The organism is Yersinia enterocolitica (genome assembly GCA_002082245.2).
GTDB classification, from domain to species: Bacteria; Pseudomonadota; Gammaproteobacteria; order Enterobacterales; family Enterobacteriaceae; genus Yersinia; species Yersinia enterocolitica_E.
The window spans coordinates 3,864,906-3,877,894 of the sequence record NBTC02000002.1; the positions used below are offsets into that span (position 1 = coordinate 3,864,906).

Below are 12,989 nucleotides of genomic sequence, written 5' to 3' on the forward strand. Positions count from 1 at the left end.
ACACCAATTACTGTGGGTAATAATATCTTTGTACTTGGCGCGACAGCGTTGTTAGCCGCTCTCACCCACCCGAATCACTGACGTGAGTCAGCTCATCGGGATGTGTTCGTTTGCTGCCTGGCTGCCACGCCCATTACTGTGGGTAATAATATCTTTGTACTTGGCGCGACAGCATTGTTAGCCGCTCTCACCCACCCGAATTTACTTATCGGATTTCATTAGATTGCCGCTTGACTACAACACCAATAACTTCAGATAGATAAGTCGAAATAAAGTCTCAAAAGAAAAAAGACCGGTGATTAACCGGCCTTGATATAAAAGACTAACAGCATGGAGGGCGAAATATCAGGTTTCTTGTAACCCGAGTTTCTTCTCCAGATAGTGGATATTGGTGCCACCGTGCTGGAAGTTTTCGTCGTTCATGATGCGCAGCTGTAACTCAACGTTGGTTTTGATACCGTCGATAATGAGTTCCGCCAGCGCATTTTTCATGCGAGCAATCGCCACGTCACGGTTTTCACCGTAAGTGATCAGCTTGCCGATCATGGAGTCATAATATGGTGGCACAGTATAACCGGCGTAAATATGAGACTCCCAACGCACACCAAAACCGCCCGGCGCATGGAAACGGGTAATTTTACCCGGACTTGGCAGGAAGGTATTCGGGTCTTCGGCGTTGATACGGCATTCCACGGCGTGGCCGTGTACCTTCACTTCATCTTGTTTGATGGAGAGAGGTTGGCCCGCAGCGATACGCAGTTGTTCTTTGATCAAATCCACACCGGTGATCATTTCGGTAACCGGATGTTCAACCTGAATACGGGTGTTCATTTCAATGAAATAGAACTCGCCGTTTTCATACAGGAACTCGAAAGTCCCCGCACCACGATAGCCGATCTCTACACAGGCTTTCGCGCAGCGCTCACCGATATAACGGCGCAATTCGCTGGTGATGCCCGGTGCTGGTGCCTCTTCAACCACTTTCTGGTGGCGGCGCTGCATAGAACAGTCACGCTCAGCCAGATAGATAGCATTACCCTGACCGTCAGCCAAAATCTGAACTTCGATATGGCGTGGGTTCTCAAGGTATTTTTCCATATAAACCATGTCGTTATTGAAAGCCGCTTTGGCTTCCGCACGGGTCATGTTGATGGACTGCTCGAGATCTTTATCATGACGAACCACACGCATGCCACGACCACCACCACCACCTGATGCCTTGATAATGACCGGGTAACCGATACGTTTGGCAAAGGCTTTATTCTTGGTAGTGTCGTCAGTCAATGGGCCGTCAGAGCCAGGTACGCAAGGTACACCAGCTTTCTTCATCGCGCTTATTGCTGAAACTTTATCACCCATCAGGCGAATAGTTTCGGCACGTGGGCCGATAAAGATGAAACCTGAACGTTCTACCTGTTCGGCAAAATCAGCATTTTCAGACAGGAAGCCATAGCCGGGGTGAATAGCCACCGCGCCGGTGATCTCAGCCGCAGAAATGATTGCCGGGATGTTCAGATAGCTTTTAACAGAAGGCGCGGGACCAATACAAACAGTCTCGTCAGCCAATAACACATGTTTAAGATCACGATCCGCAGTAGAGTGAACTGCCACAGTTTTGATCCCCAGCTCTTTACAAGCTCGCAGGATACGCAGCGCAATCTCACCACGGTTAGCGATTACGATTTTATCAAGCATGGAACGCCTCGTTACTCGATGACGACAAGAGGCTCGTCGAATTCAACCGGCTGACCGTTTTCAACCAGAATGGCTTTTACAGTACCGGATTTATCTGCTTCGATTTGGTTCATCATTTTCATCGCTTCAACGATGCAAAGAGTGTCACCAGCAGAAACTTTCTGACCTACTTCAATGAAGGCTTTAGCATCCGGGCTCGGGGTGCGGTAGAAAGTACCGACCATTGGGGAGCGCACGATATGGCCACTGATTGCTGCTGGTGCAGCCGCTTCAGCAGGTGCTGGTGCAACGGCGGCAGCCAGTGCGGGCTGTTGCTGTGGTGCAGCAAAAGCATATGGCTGTTGCATCATTGGGTAGTTTGGTGCGGCGGGAGCACGACTGATACGTACTGACTCTTCGCCTTCTGAGATTTCCAGCTCTGAAATGCCGGACTCTTCAACCAGTTCGATCAGTTTCTTAATCTTACGAATATCCATGAGTGTGATTCCGTACTCTTTGTGTGTTGCATTAGTTGGATTTTGACAAGCGATTTACCGCTGCCTGTAAAGCAAAGTTGTAGCCATCTGCGCCAAGTCCACAGATTACGCCAACTGCAATATCAGAGAGATATGAATGATGACGGAAAGGCTCCCGGGCATGCACGTTAGATAAATGGATCTCGATAAACGGGATCTGTACACCTAACAATGCATCACGCAGTGCCACGCTGGTATGCGTAAACGCTGCTGGGTTGATCAGGATAAAATCGGTATTACCCCGTGCCTGATGAATTCTATCGATCAGCGCGTGTTCTGCATTTGACTGCAAATGAGACAGCGCCACATCCAATCCCTGAGCTTGAGCCTCTAACTGACTGACAATCTCAGCCAATGTAGTGTAACCGTACTTTTCCGGTTCACGCGTTCCAAGCAGATTCAGGTTAGGGCCATTCAGAAGCAAAATGTGCAACTTATCCGACATTGTGCTGGTATCTCCGGCAATTAGTCCATCATCGTAAAAAATAACCTGATGTCACCGATTTGTCACCTTTTTACGACGAATTTGACACTGCGATCGGCACTAAGGTCGGGCATTATAATGATATCGTAGCAATTAGCAGCTAAATACTGGTCTTATCAGCGAAGATATTCAATAGAAAAGAGTGCGAACTGTGCGTTCAGCATTATTTATGACGGGGAGAATCATGATAAGTTCCGGCCACTAACGGCACCATTGCCGAAATTTTTTATAGCGTAGTGCCAGCAATATAACCGCCGCCACGGCGTAGATAATCGGCAGTGGCGAAAGCGTTTTCACCGACCAAAGATAATGAATTGGCGCAAGGATGGCGACAACATACACCAAATTATGCAGTTTTTGCCAGTTGGGTCCCATTTTTCGTTGCGCCCACAAGGTGGAGGTGACTGCCAGTGACAGTAACAATAACCAACTGATAATTCCCAATGTCAGATAGGGGCGGGTGACCAGCTCGCGCCCCAGCAGGCCAATATTACTCAGGCCCAGTTCCAGCAAAGAGTAGCTGACTAAATGCAGGGTTCCCCAGGCAAAACACCATAAGCCTAATAACCGGCGGCAGCGGATCAACAGGGGCTGTTTACCATAACGCGCCAGCGGCGTGACCACTAAAGTAGCTAGCAATAGTTTCAGTGTCATGCGGCCGGTAAAATGCTGAATATCTTTGGCGGGGTCGGCACTGAGCCAACCCTGATTAACCGATAAAATAAGCCACAGCAAAGGCAGCGCTGCTGCCAGCCAGATAGCCACTTTTAACCCTTTAATCTGCCGTAGACTCAGGCGCATCAGAAATTCTCCCGCAGATCCAAGCCACGGTAGAGGGATGCAACTTGGTCCGCATAACCGTTGAACAGCAGAGTAGGTTGGCGCTGCACATCAAGGATACCGCCGGCGCCGATAAAACGCTCAGTAGCTTGCGACCAACGCGGATGATCGACATGGGGATTCACATTGGCATAAAAACCATATTCGTTAGGCGCACTGAGGTTCCAAGTGGTGGGCGGCTGATCATGGGTCAGGCGAATATGAACGATAGATTTTATCCCTTTAAAACCATATTTCCACGGTGTGATAAGCCGCAGCGGGGCACCATTTTGCGGTGGCAGGGCTTTGCCATACACCCCCAGAGTCATAAAGGCGAGTGGATGCATAGCTTCATCCAGTCGTAAGCCTTCGACATACGGATATTTTAGCCCGCCACCAATAAAACGGTCTTCCTGTCCCGGCATCTGATCCGGTGCATACAGCGTTTGAAATGCGACATAGCGGGCATTACTGGTCGGTTCAACCAGCTTGAGCAGTTTCCCTAACTCAAAACCAATCCATGGCACCACCATGGACCAGGCCTCGACGCAGCGCATACGATAAATGCGTTCTTCCAGCGGGAAGCGTTTTATCAGGTCATCGATATCCAGTGTCATTGGTTTAGCCACATCACCGTCGATACGTATCTGCCAACCCTCAGTTTTTAGCGTGCCAGCATTGGCGGCGGGATCAGCTTTATCCAGACCAAATTCGTAGAAGTTATTGTAACCAGTCACTTTCTCTTCCGGCGTCATCGCCAGATCCGGGTGGTACACCGTTGATTTGGTAAACTCCAGTGGCTTACCTGAGGGCGCTTTAGGGCGATCATTGCCTTTAAACCATGCCAACAAGTCGGCCTGTGCCGCGGTGGGCAAGGCCAGTGACGCCGCCGTGATCCCCAACGCCTGCAACACCTTGCGGCGCTGATAGAAAATACTTTCCGGCGTGACGTCAGCTTCGGTCAGCTTGCGTGGTTTGGTACTGCTACCACGGAGACTATTTTTTGAATGAGAGAACAAGTTGTGCATAGACCTACTCCATCGGGCAGGGGAGTCATACTGACCATTATGGTATTAATCATGGCGGCTTATGGACACAAGTGCGAGGCTGCTGGGAAAAATATGAAATTTCTGAGAGCGGAGTGATAGGGCCGGGTGGTAGCAATATCCACCCGGTGACTTTTGTAAAATCAATAATTAGCGAACTTTAACCAACGTCCGGCCAGTGACTTCATTCGCCAGCAGGCGTGCGGCGATAGTTGGCGCATCTGCCAGCGTGATGGACTGTGATGCCTGCTGATAGAAGCTGTCAGGTAAGATTTTCAGCAGCCGCTGCCAGGCTTGCTGGCGGCGCGGTTGAGGTGTCATCACCGAATCCACGCCCTGCAAGCGCACGTTGCGCAGAATAAATGGCATCACGGTGGTGGGCAGAGTATAGCCACCCGCCAAGCCACAGGCGGCAACGGTGCTGTTGTAATTCATCTGTGCCAGCACTTTGGCCAGCAATTTGTCGCCGACAGTATCGATTGCACCAGCCCACAACTGTTTTTCCAGTGGGCGCGACGCATCAAGATAATCATTGCGGGAGAGCACCCGATGCGCACCGAGACTTTTCAGGTAGTCACTGTTGCTGTCACGACCCGAGATCGCCGCAATCTGGTAACCGAGCGCCGACAGTAAGGCAATTGCAGTGCTACCTACGCCACCACTGGCCCCAGTGACCACCACTTCGCCACTTTCAGGGATGACACCACCGTCTTCCAAAGCCATGACGCACAACATGGCGGTGAACCCTGCGGTACCGATAATCATGGCTTTTCGGGGTTCCAATCCTTCAGGCATGGGGACCAGCCAGTCGCCATTAACACGCGCTTGCTCGGCTAAACCGCCCCAATGATTTTCGCCCACCCCCCAGCCGGTCAGTAACACTGACTGACCGATATGAAAACGTGGGTCTTCACTGCTGTGAACAGTGCCAGCAAAATCAATGCCTGGAACCATAGGGAATTCGCGGATAATCTTCCCTTTACCGGTGATGGCTAGCGCGTCTTTATAATTCAGACTGGACCAATTGACATCAACCGTGACATTACCGGCTGGCAATTGCGAGGGCGATATTTCACGCACTTCGGCGACAGTACGGCCTTCAATTTGCTCAAGTACAAGTGCTCGCATGTATCACTCTCCCGATATATTTTTCTGCAACGCCAATAACGTTGGTTATAAATAGTGTGGATAATTCAAAAAAGGGATGGGTTAAGAGTGAGCTAATATAGCGGTAACAGCAACCTTCGAGCCTGATCAAGAACAAAAATCAATTCATTGATTTTTATCATGGCTATCCTTTGAAGAGGGATTAATCGAACATCAGGGAAAGGGGCGAAAATATTGTGTTATTGTCGCATTATGAAGTAAAAAGTCAGTTTTATAGCCTATTTTTGTCATATAGTGTGCTCCTCAAGGGAAATGAGGACTTTTCTTCACTTAATTGCGCTTCGCAAGGCTAAGGGATGCGATTTACAACCAAACTTTCTGCGTTTATGACGCTACTGGTCGTCTCGGCTATGTGCTTAGTGCTACTGGGTAGCACGGTAAGTTTCTTCTATTTGTGCCAGAAAAAAATGGAGCATCGTCTCCAAAGTATCGTGACAGCTTATGATCAGTCGCTTCTGCTGCAACCGGCGGATAAAGCGCGAGAGTGGCTGCCTATTATGATGCGAACAGTTGGTGTGGTGGAGCTTAGCATTCAGGATCAAGCCAACACGCTATATCATCTCAAGCTCCCTGCAATTTATACACCCTGGAATAGCGAAAGCAGGCACCGCAACCTGGTGGTACCGATGCTGCATCAACCCGGGGCTTCGATGCATTTCACCTATATTGACCCTTTGAGCAGCTACGCCCGCTCTCTGTACGCTGCGGCTGTTTTATCGCTGGTGGTTGTGGTGATTGCCATGATGCTACTGCTAAGTTTTCGTTGGTTGCGTGATCAGACCGCAGGCCAGGAAAAACTGGAGCGCCGAGCGAGGCGTATTCTTAACGGCGAACGTGAATATGCTATCAGTAGCGACGGACATGAATGGCCGCCTTGCGCCAGTCGTGCCATTGATCGGCTATTGGCCGAATTGATAGAGGTGAGGGAGGAGCGTAACCGTGTTGATACACTGATTCGCGCTTTTGCCGCCCGAGATGCCAAAACCGGTCTCAGTAATCGCCAGTTTTTTGATAATCAACTGACTACCCAATTGGAGGAAGAGGGCGCCCATGGGGTAGTAATCATGGTGCAGTTGCCTGATTTTGATAGTTTAAATGATACGGATGACCATCAGCAGGTACAAGAACTGATGCATTCGTTGATTAACTTGCTTTCTTCTTTTGTTGCTCGTCATCCCTCTGCACTATTAGCGCGTTACCATCAGAGTGATATCGCGATTTTGCTGCCCCATAAGACGCTGAAAGATGCCGATGTTATGGCTGCCCAATTGGTTCATGCGGTCGGGGCGTTACCTGAACCCCATGTTATTGACCGCGAATCATTGCTGCATATGGGGATTGTGGCGTATCGCAGTGGTGAGTCCGTTGAACAGATTATGGATAATGCTGGACAAGCGACTAAAAATGCGGCGATGTATGGGGGGAATGGCTGGTATGTATTCGATACTCAAGTGTCAGAAAAAGGGCGTGGTAGTGTCAAATGGCGCACTTTACTGGAGCAGACGCTGGCTAACGGCGGGCCAAGGCTTTATCAGAAGCCGGTGATTACTGTTGACGGTAAAATTCATCACCGTGAAATAATCAGCCGTATATATGATGGTGAGCAAGAGTTGTTGGCTGCTGAATTTACACCATTAGTGCAGTTGCTCGGTCTGGCTGAGCGTTATGACCGTCAAAAAATTGATCGGATAATTCCTTTATTAGCTTTATGGCCGGACGAAACTCTGGCATTTTCTATCTGCGTTGATTCATTATTGCAGCGTTCTTTCCAGCGTTGGCTGCGTGATACGCTCTTACAATGCAGAAAGTCTGATAGAAAGCGAATTATCTTTGAACTTGCAGAGGCAGATGTGTGTCAACATATCGACCAAATCCGTCCGATGATGCGTTTATTGCTTGGCGTGGGCTGCAAGGTGATGGTGTCGCAGGCCGGATTAACGGTTGTTAGCACCTCTTACATCAAATCACTGCGGGTTGAAATGATTAAACTTCATCCTGGGTTAGTAAGAAGCATTAATTTACGTTATGAAAATCAGTTGTTTGTGGAAAGTCTGACCGGTGCCTGTGCGGGGACGGATACAAAAGTTTTTGCCGCAGGAGTGCTTACCCGTGAAGAATGGCAAACGCTGAAGGATAAGGGGATTTATGGTGGACAGGGCAATTTTTTTGCTCCGCCAACACTTTTGAACCCCGGAAAGAAAAAATATTCGTATTAGGGCTATGTTTAGCCTGATCGTTGAGCAAAAATTAACGTAGAATGTGCCAGTCATTTCCGTAAATCGTTGGTGGGCGCTTACTTCCGACGAGAATCAGGTTAAATGTTAGATTTTATGTGCTGTGTTACGCCGGTCGTTACGCAGAATCTGTGTTGTGCCGAGGGTTTATTCAACCTTTTCAAGCGATATGGGTTCGTGATGGAACGAGATGTCAACAACGCAGCTACTTTTTCACCGAATCAGGACGTTTTTGCGCCTTGTCGCTGCTTCGTGTGGTTGGTAAAGTAGGCGGATTTTATTTTCCGCCCCCAGCTTGCAGGATTATCCTTTCGTTATGTTTAAGAAATTTCGTGGCATGTTTTCCAACGACTTGTCCATCGACTTGGGTACCGCCAATACCCTTATTTATGTTAAAGGACAAGGCATTGTACTGAATGAACCTTCAGTGGTTGCTATTCGCCAGGATCGTGCCGGTTCACCGAAGAGCGTTGCGGCTGTGGGCCATGATGCCAAACAGATGCTTGGGCGTACCCCCGGCAATATCGCAGCTATTCGCCCAATGAAAGACGGCGTTATTGCCGATTTCTTTGTTACCGAGAAAATGCTGCAACACTTTATCAAGCAGGTTCACAGCAACAGCTTTATGCGCCCAAGTCCGCGTGTATTGGTGTGCGTACCGGTCGGGGCTACTCAGGTTGAGCGCCGTGCGATCCGTGAATCCGCTCAGGGCGCTGGCGCTCGTGAAGTGTTTTTGATTGAAGAGCCTATGGCTGCGGCTATTGGTGCCGGGCTGCCGGTTTCTGAAGCAACCGGTTCGATGGTTGTGGATATTGGTGGCGGTACCACAGAAGTGGCCGTTATCTCTCTGAACGGCGTAGTTTACTCTTCTTCTGTCCGTATCGGTGGCGACCGCTTTGATGAAGCGATCATTAATTATGTGCGCCGTAACTACGGTTCATTGATTGGTGAAGCGACTGCCGAACGTATCAAGCACAGCATCGGTTCTGCTTACCCGGGTGATGAAGTTCTGGAAATTGAAGTGCGCGGTCGTAACCTTGCTGAAGGTGTACCTCGTGGCTTTACACTGAACTCCAATGAGATCCTTGAAGCGCTGCAAGAGCCGCTAACGGGTATCGTTAGCGCGGTAATGGTTGCGCTGGAACAGTGTCCGCCAGAATTGGCCTCTGACATCTCTGAACGCGGTATGGTGCTGACCGGTGGTGGTGCATTGCTGCGTAACCTGGACCGCCTGCTGATGGAAGAGACCGGTATTCCGGTAGTGGTGGCAGAAGATCCATTGACCTGCGTCGCTCGCGGCGGTGGCAAAGCGTTGGAAATGATCGACATGCATGGCGGCGATTTGTTCAGCGAAGAATAATAGTCAGCCAAAAAGGAGGAGAACTAGATCAGATGAATCGATATCCAGCTTACTCAACGTAAGAAGGATAAATTCGTCCGATTTAGCGCCTCCTTTTGTCGTCGAGGAATACGCATAATTTATGAAGCCGATTTTTAGCCGGGGTCCATCCCTGCAATTGCGACTGTTCTTTGCCGTTCTTGCAGCCATTGTTTTGGTTATCGCTGATAGCCGATTGGGCACGTTTGTCAAAATACGTACCTATATGGACACTGCCGTTAGCCCTTTCTATTTTCTGGCCAATGGGCCACGCAAAGTTCTCGACAACGTTTCTGAAACTCTGGCTACCCGTGAACAGCTAGAGTTGGAAAACCGTGCATTACGCCAAGAGTTGTTGCTTAAAAATACTGATCTTCAGTTGCTCGGGCAATTTAAGCAGGAAAATAACCGCTTACGTGAATTGCTGGGTTCTCCTTTGCGTCAGGATGAACAAAAAATGGTCACGCAGGTGATGTCCAGCGGGACAGATCCTTACAGTGATCAGGTGGTTATCGATAAAGGTTCTAACAACGGGGTATACGAAGGCCAGCCGGTTATCAGTGACCGTGGTGTCGTCGGCCAGGTTGTCGCGGTGAGTAAACTAACCAGCCGTGTATTATTAATTTGTGATGCCTCCCATGCGCTACCGATTCAGGTGCTGCGTAATGATATTCGTGTGATTGCCGCAGGGAGTGGCTGTACCGATGATTTATTACTAGAGCACTTACCCAGTAATACAGATATTCGCGTTGGTGATGTATTAGTGACATCCGGGTTAGGTGGACGTTTCCCTGAAGGTTATCCGGTCGCGGTGGTCTCTTCTGTCAAAGTTGATAATCAGCGGGCTTATACCGTGATTCAGGCTCGACCAACCGCTGATTTACAGCGCCTACGCTACTTGTTGTTATTGTGGGGGGCCGACCGTAATGGCGAGATGCCATTGCCGCCAACTGAAGTTCGCCGCGTAGCCAATGAACGACTGGCTCCGATGATGTCACAAGTGCTGCCTGCCGCAGATGCTATGGGGCCACCGGCACCATCGGCCGCTACAACCGCCACACCAACAGCAGTGACTGCGCCGGGAGTATCGCCATGAACCGTTACAGCAGCAATGGCCGTTGGGTTATCTGGTTATCCTTCCTGATTGCCATGGTGCTGCAAATTATGCCGTGGCCGGAACAGATTTATATGTTCCGACCGTCATGGCTGGCATTGGTATTAATTTATTGGGTGATGGCATTACCCCACCGTGTGAATGTTGGCACCGGCTTTGTTCTCGGGCTGATTATGGATCTTATTTTGGGTTCAACACTTGGGGTTCGAGCGCTGGCACTCAGTATTATTGCTTATCTGGTCGCTTTTAAGTTTCAACTATTCCGCAATATGGCACTGTGGCAGCAGGCACTCATCGTGATGCTGCTTTCACTCACCATGGATGTCGTGGTGTTCTGGTCTGAGTTTTTAGTGATTAATGTCTCATTCCGCCCAGAAGTATTCTGGAGTAGTGTAATTAACGGTATTTTGTGGCCTTGGCTATTCTTGTTAATGCGTAAAATTCGCCGCCAATTTGCGGTGCAATAAGGACTTAAGACCCATGACTGCCCTGTATCTTGCCTCTGGCTCTCCGCGTCGCCGTGAATTACTGGCCCTGCTTGATGTCCCTTTTGAGGTACTGAAAACCGAGGTCGAAGAGCAACGCCATCCAGAGGAGAGTGCGCAAGAGTATGTCCGGCGCTTAGCGTTGGAGAAAGCTCAGGCTGGGGTGAAGGTCGCACCACAGGATCTGCCGGTATTAGGGGCCGATACCATCGTGGTGTTAAATGGGCAAGTTTTAGAAAAACCACGGGATAAAACCGATGCGCAGCGAATATTGAATGCGCTGTCCGGTCAGCAACATCAGGTGATTACTGCGGTGTCTCTGGCTGATCGGCAAGATGTATTATCTGCCATGGTGGTGACAGATGTGACATTTCGTGTGTTATCCCAGTTGGAAATCAGTGACTATATTGCTACCGGTGAACCCATGGACAAAGCGGGCGCTTACGGTATTCAGGGGAAAGGTGGTTGTTTCGTCAGAACCATTACCGGCAGTTACCATGCCGTAGTGGGGCTGCCGTTGGTAGAAACCCATGAATTACTAAGTAATTTCATTGCGCTACGTAATGTGAGAGGAATACATGACAGCTGAATTACTGGTCAATATCACACCGTCTGAAACGCGAGTTGCCTACATTGATGGTGGCATCTTGCAAGAAATACACATTGAGCGAGAAGCGAAAAGAGGGATCGTCGGTAATATCTACAAAGGTCGTGTCAGCCGGGTTTTACCGGGCATGCAAGCGGCGTTTGTCGATATTGGTCTGGATAAGGCCGCCTTCCTCCATGCCTCCGATATCATGCCCCACACCGAATGCGTGGCCGGGGATGAACAGAAAAATTTCAATGTGCGCGATATCGCTGAACTGGTGCGCCAGGGACAGGATTTAATGGTGCAGGTGGTGAAAGACCCCCTCGGCACCAAAGGCGCACGTTTGACCACGGATATCACTCTACCCTCTCGTTATCTGGTACTCATGCCAGGAGCGGCCCATGTTGGGGTGTCGCAGCGAATTGAAAGTGAAGTCGAACGCGAACGTCTGAAAAAAACCGTGGCGGCTTACTGCGATGAACAGGGCGGTTTTATTATCCGTACTGCCGCTGAAGGAATTGGCGAAGAAGAGCTATCAGCCGATGCTGCCTTCCTCAAGCGCCTGTGGACTAAAGTCCAGGAGCGGAAGAAACGCAATATCACCAAATATAAGTTGTATGGCGAGATGGCACTGGCGCAACGTGTACTGCGTGATTTTGCCGGTGCGGCACTGGATAAAATCCGAATCGACTCCAAGCTGACTTATGACCTGCTGGTGGAATTTACCAGCGAATACATTCCTGAAATGACTGCAAAGCTGGATTTGTACTCGGGCAAACAGCCAATTTTCGATCTTTACGATGTTGAAAATGAAATCCAGCGCTCATTGGAACGTAAAGTTGAGCTAAAATCAGGTGGTTACCTGATTATTGATCAAACTGAAGCCATGACCACCGTGGATATCAACACCGGTGCTTTTGTGGGGCATCGTAATCTCGACGAGACTATTTTCAATACCAATATTGAAGCCACTCAGGCCATTGCCCGCCAGCTACGCATGCGTAATTTGGGGGGGATTATCATTATTGATTTCATTGATATGAGTAATGAAGAGCATCGTCGTCGTGTATTGCATTCATTAGAACAGGCATTGAGTAAAGATCGGGTAAAAACCAGTATTAATGGTTTCTCTCAGCTAGGCTTAGTCGAAATGACCCGCAAACGCACGCGGGAGAGCATCGAGCATGTTTTATGCAACGAATGTCCAACCTGCCGTGGCCGTGGCACCGTTAAATCGGTAGAAACCGTGTGCTATGAGATATTGCGTGAAATTGTCCGAGTGCACCACGCTTACGATTCTGATCGCTTCCTGGTCTATGCGTCTCCAGCGGTAGGAGAAGCACTGAAAGGTGAGGAGTCGCATGCTCTGGCTGAAGTGGAGATCTTCGTCGGCAAGCAGGTCAAAGTGCAGATTGAACCACTGTATAACCAAGAACAGTTTGATGTGGTGATGATGTAAGATT

12 protein-coding genes are annotated in these 12,989 nt (G+C 49.4%); 6 read left to right on the plus strand and 6 right to left on the minus strand.

Annotated features, from left to right (window positions below):
• Positions 1 to 345: 345 nt before the first annotated feature.
• The 6 genes from accC to A6J66_019170 all read right to left on the minus strand — a co-directional run bounded on the left by accC (position 346) and on the right by A6J66_019170 (position 5,687).
• Complete coding sequence (gene accC / locus A6J66_019145) at positions 346 to 1,695, minus strand: acetyl-CoA carboxylase biotin carboxylase subunit (GenBank protein ID PNM26087.1); 1,350 nt, start codon at positions 1,693 to 1,695, stop codon at positions 346 to 348.
• Positions 1,696 to 1,706: 11 nt separating this feature from the next.
• Positions 1,707 to 2,171: an acetyl-CoA carboxylase biotin carboxyl carrier protein gene (locus A6J66_019150; GenBank protein ID PNM26088.1), complete on the minus strand. Its 465-nt coding sequence runs from the start codon at positions 2,169 to 2,171 to the stop codon at positions 1,707 to 1,709.
• 31 nt (positions 2,172 to 2,202) lie between these two features.
• Positions 2,203 to 2,655: a type II 3-dehydroquinate dehydratase gene (gene aroQ / locus A6J66_019155; protein ID PNM26089.1), complete on the minus strand. Its 453-nt coding sequence runs from the start codon at positions 2,653 to 2,655 to the stop codon at positions 2,203 to 2,205.
• 240 nt (positions 2,656 to 2,895) lie between these two features.
• Complete coding sequence (locus A6J66_019160) at positions 2,896 to 3,495, minus strand: protein-methionine-sulfoxide reductase heme-binding subunit MsrQ (GenBank protein ID PNM26090.1); 600 nt, start codon at positions 3,493 to 3,495, stop codon at positions 2,896 to 2,898.
• Positions 3,495 to 4,541 (minus strand): protein-methionine-sulfoxide reductase catalytic subunit MsrP, encoded by a 1,047-nt coding sequence (locus A6J66_019165; GenBank protein ID PNM26091.1) that lies wholly within the window; start codon positions 4,539 to 4,541, stop codon positions 3,495 to 3,497. The genes A6J66_019160 and A6J66_019165 overlap by 1 nt, the downstream gene beginning before the upstream one ends.
• A gap of 168 nt (positions 4,542 to 4,709) precedes the next feature.
• The gene (locus tag A6J66_019170) at positions 4,710 to 5,687 is read right to left on the minus strand and encodes an oxidoreductase (GenBank protein ID PNM26092.1); all 978 of its coding nucleotides are present in this window, start codon (positions 5,685 to 5,687) and stop codon (positions 4,710 to 4,712) included.
• A 335-nt stretch (positions 5,688 to 6,022) separates the two neighbouring features.
• Between A6J66_019170 and A6J66_019175 the strand changes: the two genes are divergently transcribed.
• The 6 genes from A6J66_019175 (at position 6,023) to A6J66_019200 (ending at position 12,985) form a co-directional block, all read left to right on the plus strand.
• On the plus strand, positions 6,023 to 7,942 hold the full coding sequence (locus A6J66_019175; GenBank protein PNM26093.1) for an RNase E specificity factor CsrD: 1,920 nt from the start codon (positions 6,023 to 6,025) through the stop codon (positions 7,940 to 7,942).
• Between the two features lie 334 nt (positions 7,943 to 8,276).
• Complete coding sequence (locus A6J66_019180; protein PNM26094.1) at positions 8,277 to 9,320, plus strand: rod shape-determining protein; 1,044 nt, start codon at positions 8,277 to 8,279, stop codon at positions 9,318 to 9,320.
• 121 nt (positions 9,321 to 9,441) lie between these two features.
• Positions 9,442 to 10,434, plus strand: coding sequence for a rod shape-determining protein MreC (locus tag A6J66_019185; GenBank protein PNM26095.1), 993 nt, complete (start codon positions 9,442 to 9,444; stop codon positions 10,432 to 10,434).
• The gene (gene mreD / locus A6J66_019190) at positions 10,431 to 10,919 is read left to right on the plus strand and encodes a rod shape-determining protein MreD (GenBank protein PNM26096.1); all 489 of its coding nucleotides are present in this window, start codon (positions 10,431 to 10,433) and stop codon (positions 10,917 to 10,919) included. Before A6J66_019185 ends, mreD begins: the two co-directional genes overlap by 4 nt.
• Positions 10,920 to 10,932: 13 nt before the next feature.
• Positions 10,933 to 11,526 (plus strand): septum formation inhibitor Maf, encoded by a 594-nt coding sequence (locus tag A6J66_019195; GenBank protein ID PNM26097.1) that lies wholly within the window; start codon positions 10,933 to 10,935, stop codon positions 11,524 to 11,526.
• On the plus strand, positions 11,516 to 12,985 hold the full coding sequence (locus A6J66_019200) for a ribonuclease G (protein PNM26098.1): 1,470 nt from the start codon (positions 11,516 to 11,518) through the stop codon (positions 12,983 to 12,985). Before A6J66_019195 ends, A6J66_019200 begins: the two co-directional genes overlap by 11 nt.
• Positions 12,986 to 12,989: the final 4 nt, after the last annotated feature.